The organism is Streptomyces scabiei 87.22, from assembly GCF_000091305.1.
Lineage (GTDB): Bacteria > Actinomycetota > Actinomycetes > Streptomycetales > Streptomycetaceae > Streptomyces > Streptomyces scabiei.
Genome location: NC_013929.1, coordinates 8,772,377 through 8,784,936 on the forward strand (window position 1 = coordinate 8,772,377; position 12,560 = coordinate 8,784,936).

At 69.6% G+C, this 12,560-nt stretch carries 6 protein-coding genes; 2 read left to right on the plus strand and 4 right to left on the minus strand.

Annotated elements, in window-relative coordinates; all coding sequences use genetic code 11:
• Positions 1 to 95: 95 nt before the first annotated feature.
• The gene (locus tag SCAB_RS43905; protein ID WP_013005347.1) at positions 96 to 908 is read right to left on the minus strand and encodes a methyltransferase domain-containing protein; all 813 of its coding nucleotides are present in this window, start codon (positions 906 to 908) and stop codon (positions 96 to 98) included.
• Positions 909 to 1,288: 380 nt separating this feature from the next.
• Here SCAB_RS43905 and SCAB_RS37995 point away from each other — a divergent pair, with 380 nt between their 5' ends.
• Positions 1,289 to 4,126: an RICIN domain-containing protein gene (locus SCAB_RS37995; protein WP_013005348.1), complete on the plus strand. Its 2,838-nt coding sequence runs from the start codon at positions 1,289 to 1,291 to the stop codon at positions 4,124 to 4,126.
• 29 nt (positions 4,127 to 4,155) lie between these two features.
• Positions 4,156 to 5,868 (plus strand): lectin, encoded by a 1,713-nt coding sequence (locus SCAB_RS38000; protein WP_041671185.1) that lies wholly within the window; start codon positions 4,156 to 4,158, stop codon positions 5,866 to 5,868.
• A 56-nt stretch (positions 5,869 to 5,924) separates the two neighbouring features.
• Here the strand turns inward: SCAB_RS38000 and SCAB_RS38005 are convergent, their stop codons facing one another.
• The 3 genes from SCAB_RS38005 to SCAB_RS38015 all read right to left on the minus strand — a co-directional run bounded on the left by SCAB_RS38005 (position 5,925) and on the right by SCAB_RS38015 (position 12,390).
• Entirely contained in the window at positions 5,925 to 7,253 is a 1,329-nt protein-coding gene (locus SCAB_RS38005; RefSeq protein ID WP_013005350.1) for a ricin-type beta-trefoil lectin domain protein, read from the minus strand.
• A 28-nt stretch (positions 7,254 to 7,281) separates the two neighbouring features.
• Positions 7,282 to 8,766: an arabinofuranosidase catalytic domain-containing protein gene (locus tag SCAB_RS38010; RefSeq protein ID WP_013005351.1), complete on the minus strand. Its 1,485-nt coding sequence runs from the start codon at positions 8,764 to 8,766 to the stop codon at positions 7,282 to 7,284.
• Positions 8,767 to 8,835: 69 nt separating this feature from the next.
• On the minus strand, positions 8,836 to 12,390 hold the full coding sequence (locus tag SCAB_RS38015; protein WP_041670106.1) for a ThuA domain-containing protein: 3,555 nt from the start codon (positions 12,388 to 12,390) through the stop codon (positions 8,836 to 8,838).
• Positions 12,391 to 12,560 lie beyond the last annotated feature (170 nt).

Consider the following 12,560-nt stretch of genomic DNA (forward strand, 5'->3'; position numbering starts at 1 on the left):
CGGGTCGCCCGGGAGAACATCCCCGGGCGACCCGCTCGCATCGGATCACTGCGTGACCGGGGGCCGCAGGCTGCGGGAGCGGTACCGCCGGAGGGCTAGGACGCCCGGCGGGCCGTGGTGACGAAGAAGGTCGCCGTCGCGGTGAAGGCGTTCCGGCGCGAGAGATCGCTCAGGTCGTCCTTCCATCGCGCAGCCTCCTCCTCGCTGACGACGCCTTGGGTGAGCGCTGCCGTGAGGGCCGGTTCCAGGACCACGCCGAACGCGGAGGCGTGGTCGTTCAGCGCCGCCATGATGGGGACGACCTCGATGCCGGTGAAGCCCGCGTCGGCGAGATGGGAGGCGCTGCGGGTGCCGGAGTGGGGGTTCGGGACGGCCGAACAGAAGGCGTGCTTGACCGCCTCGGTCGTGCCGGGAATCCGTGAACTCACCACCATCGACCCGAGATCGGGGTCCGCGAGCACGAGGGTCCCGCCCGGCTCGAGCACCCTGCGGGCCTCGGACAGTGCCTCGGCTGGATCGCCGAAGTGGAGGAAGGTCCGCTCGGACCGGTACCACGACAGTTCACCGTCCTCGAACGGCAGCTCGAAGGCGCTGCCCTGGACGAAGCGGCAGTCCGGGAACCTGGCCAGAGCGGCGTCGACCATGGCCTGGCTGCTGTCGACGCCGACCGCGTCCTTTCCGAGCCCTACGAGATCCGCCACGGCGCGGCCCGCGCCGCACCCGACATCGGTTCCCCTGCCCCCGGCGGCCTCCAGGGCGCGGTAGGTGGTCTCCCGCACCGCGCGACCGCTCTCGCTCTCCTCCATCTTCCGCAGATAGGCGATGAAGTCCTCGGGGACGCCGGAGGAGTCGACGTCGTGGAAGCGTGCGGCAAGGCTCTCGGCCGTGCGTGGTCCGGTGGTGTCCACGTGCTGCTGTCTCCTGTCAGGGGGTGCCTGGAGTGCGTGCGAGTGGCGCTTGTTGAAAGTCAAAGCAGCGTATCAGTAGGGGAGTTGGGGGACCTGAGTGTCAAATTGGTCCGGAGGGAGGTGTGGACACCTCGGGCCGACGTCTCCTAGCCTTGCTGACAACCCATCAGGATCGTCGGTGTGACCCGACAGCGCGGTAGCCATCGACTCCTGGTGTTTCCGAGCGGTTGCCCCCGCTCGGCGCAGTGGCCCGCCGAAGCACCCCTGGCGGGCCGAAGCGGCGACGTTCCGCCAAGCATCGGCATTCCGCTACGGCATCGGCGCGGCAGCGCGCGCCCCAGGCCTGGCAGTCATCTGTTCAGGAAGGGGACGGCATTGTCATGTCCATGAATATCAGGAGAGTCGCGGCCACACGCTGGCCCGCCATCGCTTCGGCTCTGCTCCTGGTCGCGGCCGCTCTCACCGCCAACCTGTCCGGCGCGACGCCGGCCTCGGCGCACCCGATCAACGCCGCCGACTTCCAGCAGGTCCAACTGGCCCGCGGGGTGCCGGAGGTCGGCGAGCCGATGTCGTTGGCCGTACTCGCCGACCGGTCGGTGCTGCACACCGCCCGCAACGGAACCGTGCGCCGCACCGACGCCAACGGCACCACCACGGTCATCGGCACCGTCCCCGTCTACACGCACGACGAGGACGGCCTCCAGGGCATCGGCATCGACCCGGGGTTCGCCACCAACCGGCACATCTACCTCTACTACGCCCCGCCGCTGTCCACGCCGGGCGGCGACGCACCGACCACCGGCGGCAACTGGTCGGCGTGGCAGGGTGTCAACCGGCTCTCCCGGTTCACGCTCAACGGCGACTTCACGATCAACCAGTCCAGCAAGGTGGACATTCTCGACGTGTCGGCGGACCGGGGCATCTGCTGCCACGCCGGCGGCGACATCGACTTCGACGCGGCAGGCAACCTGTACCTGTCCACCGGCGACGACACCAACCCGTTCGAGTCCGCCGGATACTCCCCCCTCGACGAACGGACCAACCGCAACCCGGCGTTCGACGCGCAACGCACCGCCGCCAACACCAACGACCTGCGCGGCAAGATCCTGCGGATCAAGGTGAACGCCAACGGGTCGTACTCGATCCCGGAAGGCAACCTGTTCCCGCCCGGGACGGCGAAGACCCGGCCGGAGATCTACGCGATGGGTCTGCGCAACCCGTTCCGGATGAGCGTGGACAAGGCCACCGGCGTCGTCTACGTCGGCGACTACGGCCCCGACGCCGGCTCCACCTCCGCGCGCGGGCCGCAGGGCCAGGTCGAGTTCAACCGCGTCACGGGCCCCGGTTTCTACGGCTGGCCGTACTGCAACGGCACGAACACGAACGCCGAGACCTTCGCCGAGTGGGACTTCGCCACCAACACGGCGGGCGCGAAGTACAACTGCTCGGGCGGGGCGACGAACAACTCGTTCCGTAACACCGGCCTGAGCACGCTGCCCCCCGCCAAGGCCGCCTGGATCCGCTACGGCGGCGACGCCGGCAGCCCGCCGGCGTTCGGCGGCGGCTCGGAGTCGCCCATGGCGGGCCCGGTGTACCGGTACGACCCCGACCTCGGCTCGCCCACGAAGTTCCCGCAGTCGTTCGACGGGCAGTTCTTCGCCACGGAGTTCGGCCGCGGCTGGATCAAGCCGATCCACCTCAACGCCGACGGCTCCCCGGGGACCATCGACAGCTTCCCCTGGACCGGCAAGCAGGTGATCGACTCGGCGTTCGGCCCGGACGGCTCCTACTACGTGCTGGACTACGGCGCCGGGCTGTACCAGGGCGACCAGTACTCCGCCCTGTACCGCTTCGACTACGTCGGCGGCGGCAACCGGGCGCCCACGGCGGTGGCCGGCGCCAACCGGACGTCCGGCGCGGCGCCGCTGACGGTGGCCTTCTCCTCGGCCGGCTCGTCCGACCCCGACGGTGGAGCACTGACCTATTCATGGAGCTTCGGTGACGGCACCGGTTCCACCGCCGCCAACCCGACGAAGACGTACGACACGAACGGGAACTACACGGCCACGCTGACCGTGCGTGATCCGCAGGGTGCCACCGGCACCGCCGACGTGCGGATCACCGTCGGCAACACCGCGCCGACCGTGACCGTCGACAGACCCGCCGCGGGGGAGATCTTCGCCTTCGGCGACACCGTGCCGTTCGCCGTCACCGTGACGGATCCGGAGGACGGCACCGTCGACTGCGCCAAGGTGAAGATGACGTACATCGTCGGTCACGACAGCCACGGCCACCCGGTCACCTCGAAGACCGGGTGCTCGGGCACGATCACCATCCCGGTCGACGGTGAGCACGACGACGCGGCGAACATCTTCGGGGTCTTCGACGCCGAATACACCGACAACGCCGGGCTCACCACGCACACCCAGCACATCCTGCAGCCCAAGCACCGGCAGGCCGAACACCACAAGACGTCGTCCGGCATCGGCATCCTGGACAAGTCGACCGCCGAGGGCGGCAAGTCCGTCGGTGACATCGAGAACGGCGACTGGATCGCGTTCGAGCCGTACAGGCTGAGCAACGCCACGTCGTTCAGTGCCCGGGTGTCGTCTGCCGGCGCGGGTGGCACGCTGCAGGTACGGGCCGGCTCGCCGACCGGCACCGTCCTCGGCACCGCCACCGTCCCGGTCACCGGCTCGTGGACGAACTTCACCACGGTCAACGGCTCGGTCTCCGGGGCACCGGCCGGCACCACCACGCTCTATCTGACCTTCGCCGGCGGCTCCGGATACCTCTTCGACGTCGACGCGTTCACCTTCGACACCGGGGGAGGCCCGTCCGCGGGTCCGATCGTGGGGGTCGCGGGCAAGTGCCTGGATGTCCGTGACGGCAGCTCCGCGGACGGGGCGGCCGTGCAGATCTCGTCGTGTACGGGTGCGGCGAGGCAGCAGTGGACGGTGGCGTCGGGCTCGACGGTCAAGGCGCTGGGCAAGTGCCTGGACGTCAGCGGCAACAGCACGGCGGACGGGGCGAAGGTCCAGTTGTGGTCCTGCAACGGCGGTGCCAACCAGAACTGGCAGGCGTCCTCGGACGGGTCGCTGCGGAACCCGCGGTCGGGCAAGTGCCTGGACGTCAATGGCGCCAACTCCTCGGACGGCACCCTCGTGAACCTGTGGACCTGCCACGGCGGCGCCAACCAGAAATGGACCCTGCCCTGATGCCGGTCACCAAGAAGGGAGTGACGCACATGCGCAGACGACCCCGGACCCTGCTCGGCGGGGCCGCCACGGCACTCGCCACCCTGGTCCTCCTCGGACAGCCCCACCCCGTCCATGCCGCGGACACGGCCTACGACGTCCTCGTGTTCTCCAGGACGGCCGGTTTCCGGCACGACTCGATCCCGGCGGGGATCCAGGCCATCCGCGAGCTCGGCACGGCGAACAACTTCACGGTGACGGCCACGGAGGACGGCAGCCAGTTCACCACCGGCGACCTGAGCCGCTACGAGGCGGTGGTCTTCCTCAACACCACCGGCGACGTCCTGAACGACACCCAGCAGTCGGCGTTCCAGTCGTACATCGGCTCGGGCGGCGGCTTCGTCGGCGTCCACTCGGCCGCGGACACCGAGTACAACTGGCCGTTCTACGGCGACCTGGTCGGCGCCTGGTTCGCCTCGCACCCCGCCGTCCAGCGGGCCGACGTCAAGGTGGAGGGGCGGGCGCACGCGGCGACCGCCCATCTGCCGCAGACCTGGACACGCACCGACGAGTGGTACAACTTCCGGACCAACCCCCGCACCACCGCGCGCGTGCTCACCACGCTGGACGAGTCGTCGTACTCGGGCGGCTCGATGGGTGCCGACCACCCGCACAGCTGGTGCAAGACCCACTCGGGCGGCCGGGCCTTCTACACCGGCGGCGGGCACAGTCAAGCGGCGTACGCGGAGCCGGCGTTCCGGGCGCACCTGCTCGGCGGCATCCGGTACGCGGCAGGCCGGACCAAGGCCGACTGCCGCCCCGAGACCGGCTATACGGCCCTCTACAACGGCTCGACCACCGGCTGGTCGCAGGCCGGCCCGGGCGGCTTCACCCATACCGACGCCACCCTCACCTCGTACGGCGGCCTGGGCATGCTCTGGTACAGCGCGAAGCAGTTCACCAACTACTCGCTGAAGCTGGACTGGAAGATGCCCGGTGACGACAACTCCGGCGTGGTGGTGGGCTTCCCGCCGACGAACGACCCGCAGTCGGCACTGGACAACGGCTACGAGGTCCAGATCGACGCCACGGACGCGCCCGACCGCACGACCGGCTCGATCTACGCCGTCAAGGCCCCGGACACGGCCGTCCGGGACGCGGCGCTCAACCCACCGGGCGAGTGGAACACCTTCGAGGTGCTGGTGGAGGGCGAACGGCTCCAGGTCTGGCTCAACGGCGTGAAGATCAATGACTTCACCAACACCGATCCCGCCCGTTCGCTCGCCGGCCACGTCGGCATCCAGAACCACGGCACGGGGGACGACGTGTCGTTCCGCAACGTCCGGATCAAGGATCTCGGCGGCGGCCCGACACCCACCCCGGGCGCGGGTCCGATCGTGGGAGTCGCGGGCAAGTGCCTGGATGTCCGTGACGGCAGTTCCGCGGACGGGACGGCGGTGCAGATCTCGTCGTGTACGGGTGCGGCGAGGCAGCAGTGGACGGTGGCGTCGGGGGCGACGGTCAAGGCGTTGGGCAAGTGTCTGGACGTCAGCGGTGGCAGTACGGCGGACGGGGCGCGAGTCGTGCTGTGGTCCTGCAACGGTGGTGCCAACCAGAACTGGCAGGCGTCTGCGGACGGGTCGCTGCGGAACCCGCGGTCGGGCAAGTGCCTGGACGTGTCGGGCGGGGGCTCCTCGGACGGCACCCTCGTGAACCTGTGGTCCTGCCACGGCGGCGCCAACCAGAAATGGACCCTGCCCTGAGCTGACGCGGCACGCCGAAAGGGCCACCTCCCAAGGGGAGGTGGCCCTCTCGTGCGTCAGGCGCGCGCCCAGCGCTGGTTGGCGCCGTCGTGGCAGCTCCACACGACGACCGCGGAGCCGTTGGCGGTGCTCGCTCCGTTGACGTCCAGGCACAACCCGCTCTGCACGTTGCGGATCGTGCCGTTGCCGTTGAGGGCCCACTGCTGGCCGGCGCCGCCGTTGCAGTCCTGGATCTGGACCCGCGTGCCGGCGGCGCCGGCGGGAACGTTCAGGCACTTGCCCAGGACCTGCAGCGCCTGACCGTTCTGCGTGAACTGCTGGTTGGCGTTGCCGTGGCAGTCCCAGACGATCATCGGTGTGCCGTTGGTCCCGTTCGCGCCGTTGACGTCCAGACACCGGCCCGAACCCTCGTTGCGCAGCCGGAACGTGGTCGGGTTCGGCGTGGGATCCGAGCCGTCGAGCTGCGTGAAGAAGTTCCACACCACCGCCCGGGTCCACGACCGCTCCCCCGGTTCGTAGTCGCCGGGCGATCCGTCGACGGGACCCGGAGTATGGCCCGCGTCGAACGCGGCCCATGCCACGGGGTAGCCGGCGCGGCATCCCGAGTAGGTCGTGACGACATGCGTGAGGCTGCCCCGTGCCGGCTCCGGCGGGTTCTGGGCAGTGCAGCCGTTGTTCCGGACGAACCTGTCACGCAGCGAACGTCCCGTGGCGATCGGGAGCACCGGGTCCCGCAAACCGTGCAGTCCGATGTACGCGACCGGCTGGGTACCGCCGTTGCATCCGCTCAACTGGCCGCCCGCGTACACGGCGACCGCGCGGAACACGGTCGGCCGGGCGCACGCGAGTGCGTAACTCATGCCGCCGCCGTAGCTGAAGCCCCCGGCGAAGCGCTGGTTCGTGTCGACACACAGGCCCGCGTCGATCTGCCTGACCATGTCGTCGACGAAGGTCAGATCCTCGCCGCCCGAGTTGGCCCAGCCGTTCCCGAGGCCCTGGGGCGCGACGAAGATCGCGCTGTCGTTCGAGATCGCCCGCAGGCCGTAGTACGACCAGGGGTATCCGCTGGTTCCGCCCGAGTCGACGTCATTGGCGGTGCCGCCGTTCCAGTGGAAGCCGAAGACCACTCGGTACGGGCGGTTGTTGTCGTAGGTGGCGGGCACCCGCAGGATGTAGTTCCGCGTCCTGCCGCTGCTCTGGATCGAGCGCGGACCACTCGACAGCGTGGGCGGCTTGCCGCATCCGGCGCTCGGGGCGGCGGAGGGGGCCTCGGCCGCGACGGCGGACGTCAGTCCGATGCCGCTGATGCCGGCCGCGGCGAGTAAGAGGGCGATGACCACGGCGATCGGTGTGCGCCATCGGTGACGGTTGGTGCCTTGTCGCATCACGTTTCTCCCTTCATGGATGAGCGACTCAGCGGTAGCCGGCCGCGACGATATTGGCCTGTACCGCGTTGTCGGTCGCGTCGGACGGGTAGCCGGACACCATCGCGCCCTCGTAGAAGGTGCCGGCGCTGAGGTTCGCGCCGCCGCCGGGCTTGCAGCAGTCACCACCGCTGCCGAGGATGATGGCGCCCTGCTTCTTCATGGGGCTGTAGCCGGGTGGCAGCGCGCCGTCCCACAGCGTGGTCAGGCCACCGGTCTGGGCGTCGGCACCCCGGAGCGCGAAACGGCTCGTCCCGTTGTTCTTCAGCATCGCCGTCACGAACTTGCCGGTGAAGGCCCGCTGGTTCGTGTTCCAGCTCTGACTCCCGCCGGAGTAGAGCCCCCATTCGAGGTCGGCCTGGACCCAGGGACCTCTGCCCACGCACCCGCCGAACCAGCACTGGGTGCTGAAGTTGATCGCGTCCATCGCCCCGGCCGCGTCGGCCGCCCGGGTCGTCTCACTGTTGCCGTAGTCGAAGCAGCAGCCGCCGTTGACATGGGTGCCGCTCGTCACCATGTACATGCCTTCGGGGGCGCTGCCCGTCGGCACGCCGGTCAGGTGGCCGTCCCGCCAGTAGCTGTTGCCGGGGTTGATGTAGAGCGAGTAGGCCTTGCTGCCGCCGACCGTCAGCGACTCCGACGTCGCGGTCGCCGGGCGGCTCTGGGGGGAACCGGGAACGACACTCGATCCCTGGTACCAGAGGTCGTTCCCGCGGCCGGACTGGTCGTAGACGACGGTGATGACACAGGCGGTCCCGGCGCAGAACGAGTCCTGCGCCGCCGCGTCGGCGGCGCCCCCCGCGCTCCGGACGCCGATGTTCCGGGTCGTGCTGTCGGACGAGCGCCGGACCTGGTAGAGGTTGCCGCTGTAGGTGCCGTAGAGGGCTCGTACGGTGCTGTGGGCGGCGATGCAGGGGGTGCCGCCCGAGGCGTAGATGTCGCACGTGCCCCCGTCGCCCGGTTCCGGCGGGTCCGGCGGCGAGTTCCACTGCTGGTTGGTGCCGCCGTGACAGGACCAGAGGATGGTTCGGGTGCCGTTGGCGGTGCCGCCGGCGTTGGCGTCGAGGCAGAGTCCGGACTGGACGCCGGTGATGGTGCCGTTGGGGTTGACGTTCCACTGCTGGTTGGTGCCGCCGTTGCAGTCCCAGATGATGACCGGGGTGCCGTTGGTGGTGCCGCTTCCGCTGGCGTCGAGGCATTTGTTGCCGGGGACGGTCAGTTGTCTGCCGGTGGTGTAGGTCCAGGTCTGGCCGGTCGTGCCGGTGCAGTCCTGGAGTTGGGTCTGGGTGCCGTTGGTGGTGGAGGCGCCGGGGACGGTCAGACAGCGGCCCGACTGCGCGCCCACGAGGGGGGCGCTCTGCCCGGGCTCGATCGGTGCCGCCACCGCGGTGGCGCCGACGGCGACCAGCACCAGGGCGGTGCCCAGCGCGGACAGGCGGCCGTACCAGCGGGGCCGAGGTATGCGAAACACCATGGCGGTTCCTCACCTGGTCGTGGGAAGGGATGCCCGGCGCGCGACCGCGCCGGGCATCCACCGGACGGGCTATACGGCGGTGAACCGCCACTGCTGGTTCGTGCCGCTGTGGCAGCTCCACTGCAGGAGTCGTGCGCCGTCGGCCGTCGAGCCGCCGTTGACGTCGACGCACAGTCCACTGGGGGCGCTCTTCATCGTGTACACGCCCGCCGTGGTCGACGGGGTGACGAGGAACTTCTGCGGATTGCCGTTGGTGCAGGTGGCCTGCTGCAGGAACGCGCCCTGGGCGGTGGACCCGCCCGTGACGGCGAGGCACTTGTCGCTGTGCGCCGCCTTCAGATAGACGGCGCCGCCACCGGCGTCGACGGCCTGCCACTTCTGGTTGTCGGCGCCGGTGGCCGGCCACTGGACGACCTGGGCGCCGTCAGCGGTCGAGGCGCCGTTGACGTCCATGAACTTGCCGCTGTGCTGCGCCGCGACCGTCCAGGTCCGACCGGCGACGCCACCACCGCCACCGCTGCCCGGTTCGCCGACCCCGTTGCCGCCGAAGGTGAGCGCGTCGAGGTCGAACCAGTTGTTCGAGGTGCCCTTGAACACCAGGTAGAGCGGGTGCGAGCCGGAGAGATCGGCCGTGTTCACCGCCGCCGTGGACTGGTAGGTGTTCCAGCCGCCGGTGCCCGGCACCGGTGTCGTGGCCAGGAGTGTGCCGGTAGGGGAGTCGGCGCGCAGTTCGATCGATCCGCCGCCGCTCGGCGACGACAGGCGGTACCGCACGTTCGTGACGCCCGACAGGCTCATGGGTTTGAACGAGATCCAGTCGCCGTCGGAGATGTCGCCGACCCGCTTGCCGCTCTCCGCGCCGGCCTGCTCGACGATCTGCACACCCGACTGGTCGGAGTAGAACTCGGCCTGCTTGTGCTTGGGCTGGAGGATCGCCTGGGCGTAGCCGGTGAGCGGGTTCGCGCCACCGGGGCCGCCGTCGTCGGTGTAGCGGGCGTTGAGGACGTAGTACAGGTTGGCCCCGTCGGGGTGCCCGCCCAGCAGCGACGTGTCGATGGTGCCCGAGCACCCCGGATGGTCCGTGGTCTCGTGCTGGTGGTCGTCGTGGCCGAGCGCGGGGTTGACGAACACCTTGGCGCAGTCGACGGGCCCGCCGCCGGGGTCCGAGACGGACACCTTGTACGGGACGCGGTCGCCGAAGTCGAGCATGCCGCCGTTGGACGGGAGGGTGAGGGTGACGGTCGGTGCGGTGTTGCCCACGGTGATCGGCACGTTGGCGAAGGCCGTCCTGCCGGTGTTGTCGGTGACCTTGAGCTGGGCGGTGTAGTTGCCGTTGGCGGTGTAGGTGTGGGACGGGCCGGCAGCCGTGGACGTGGTGCCGTCGCCGAACGTCCAGTGGTAGCTGAGCGTGCTGCCGGGATCCGGGTCCGTGGACCCCGCGCTGCTGAACTGCACGTTCAGCGGCGCCTCTCCGTTGGTGGGCGTTGCGGTGGCCTTGGCGACCGGCGACCGCCCGCCGTGGTTGTAGTCGATGCGGTAGAGCCCGGAGTCGTTGTTGCCGCCGGAGAAGTTGTTGCCCCATTCGAGCAGGTACAGCGAGCCGTCGGGCCCGAACTCCATGTCCATCGGCTTGAGGAACTTGGCGGACGGCATGAAGGAGTTGGTCCGGGTGACCGCGGTCGCGGAGTCGAAGTGGACCTCCTTGACGGTGTGGCGCGACCACTCGTAGAAGAAGTGGACCCCGTCGTAGTACGGCGGGAACTTTGTGTCGGACGGGTTCGCGGCGTCGTAGCGATAGACCGGTCCGCCCATCGGTCCCGAGCCGCCGGAGCCGAGTTCGGGGAAGTTCGGTGAGACGCCGTAGCCGTACCACATGTTCGGCGCGACGATCGGCTTGAGGCTGGTCAGGCCGGTGTTGTTCGGCGAGTTGTTGACCGGTGCGTTGCAGTTGAACTTGGCGCCGACAACGCCGGTGCTCGGGTTGTAGGGCGCGTAGGCCTGGTTGTCGCCGTGGCAGAAGGGCCAGCCGTAGTTGCCCGGTGTCTTGATGACGTTGAGTTCGACGAGCCCCTCGGGGCCGCGGTTGGTCGTGGGCGGGTTCCGGTCCGGGCCGTAGTCGGCGAGGTAGACCCAGCCGTTCTCCGGGTCGATCGAGAAGCGGAACGGGTTGCGGAAGCCCATCGCGTAGATCTCCGGCCTGGTCTGCGCCGTGCCCTGCGGGTAGAGGTTGCCGGCCGGGACGGAGTAACCGCCGTCGGCCGACGGCCGGATGCGCAGGAGCTTGCCCCGCAGGTCGTTGGTGTTGCCGGCGGTGCGGGCGGCGTCGAGGTTGGCCTTGCCCTGCCGCCAGTCCAGCGGGGCGTAGCCCTGCCAGCTGGGGTCGAGGTTCGGCGGGACGTCGTCCCCGGTGCCGATGTAGAGGTTCTTGTCGGGGCCGAACTCGATGTACCCGCCCGTGTGTCCGGGCTCGGCGAACGTGCGGTCACGGGTCGCGGGGATGTCGATGACCGTCACCTGGCTCGACATGTTCAGGGTGTCGCCGGTGAGCGTGAAGCGGGAGACCCGGTTGATGTCGTTCGGGACTCCTGCCGGGGAGTGATACAGGTACACGTAGCCGTTGTCGGCGAAGTCGGGGTCGAGTGCCAGGCCGGTGAGGCCGTCCTCGCCGCCGGTGTAGACGCTGAGCGTGGCGGCTGTCACGGTCCTGTTGGTGGACGGTTTGAAGATCTTCAGCTGCCCGCCCCGCTGGACGTAGAGCACCCGCCCGTCCGGGGCGACCGCGAGGGCCATCGGGTCCGCGGTGTTGTCGTCGAGGGTGCGCTTCTCGAAGTTGCTCCACACGGTGCCGCCGCAGTCGCCGGACTCCTTGCCCGCCGCCCACTCGACGCCGCCGAGGACGTGGTTGCGGAAAGGGGTCTCGCTGTAGGCGGCGCTCGCGTGCCCCATGGCGGTGGCCCACACGCGGCCGCCGCCGGTGTTGCGGCACCAGGAGATGGGGTGGTCTGGCCCCATGGCGCGGGGGCCCGGGTTGTACGTCCGCTCGTCCGCGGTGACCAGTACGTGGACGTCGCCGCGGGGGTTGCGGTCGAAGTTGTACCACTCCTCGCTGCGGTTCCAGCGGTCCGGCAGGCCGGCCGTCGACGGGTGCTTCTTGTCCGCGACGACTGCCGTGCCGGCCAGCACACCGGGGGAGTGCTCCGGCATGTGTGCGCCGCCGTTGACGGTCTGGTCCCACCACGGGTACTCGTTCTCGATGCCCATGTCCGTGGCGTTGTGGATCGAGACGATGCCCTTGCCACTGGCGAGGTAGCCCTCCACCGCCTGACGTTGGGACGCCGTGGTCCACACCATTCCCGAGGTCTGGAACATGATGAGCACGTCGAAAGTGGCGAGATTCGCCGCCGTGAAAACGCTTGAGTCCTCGCTGTGGACCAACTCGAAGTTGTCGGCCGCCGCCTGCTCCCGGAACATCGCCAGGCCGGCCGGGATGGAATCGTGCCGGTAGCCGGCCGTCTTCGTGAAGACCAGGGCCCGGAAGGCCGGCGCCGCTGACGCCGGTTGGGCGATGACGAGCGACAGGAGCACGCTCACGATCGCCCCGAAGATTAATGTGATGCGACGCATGCCGTCTCCTATTCGGCGGAGCAACGATGGCATGACCACGGGCACGCGCCGGCCGCACCTCCGATGCGCCGAAGTGCCAAAGCGTGTCGGAGGCGTGCGTGTGCCGTCAGCTCGTCGTCCCGTCCGCCGTGACGGGCAGTCAAGTCCCTACGGAAGAGAGGGGGGCGTCA

Excerpts from the sequence above, each read along its gene's own strand:
- SCAB_RS37995 (WP_013005348.1), top strand. The coding sequence starts at position 1,289 with ATGTCCATGAATATCAGGAGAGTCGCGGCCACACGCTGGCCCGCCATC.
- SCAB_RS38000 (WP_041671185.1), top strand. The coding sequence starts at position 4,156 with ATGCGCAGACGACCCCGGACCCTGCTCGGCGGGGCCGCCACGGCACTC.
- SCAB_RS38005 (WP_013005350.1), bottom strand. The coding sequence starts at position 7,253 with ATGCGACAAGGCACCAACCGTCACCGATGGCGCACACCGATCGCCGTG.
- SCAB_RS38015 (WP_041670106.1), bottom strand. The coding sequence starts at position 12,390 with ATGCGTCGCATCACATTAATCTTCGGGGCGATCGTGAGCGTGCTCCTG.
- SCAB_RS38010 (WP_013005351.1), bottom strand. The coding sequence starts at position 8,766 with ATGGTGTTTCGCATACCTCGGCCCCGCTGGTACGGCCGCCTGTCCGCG.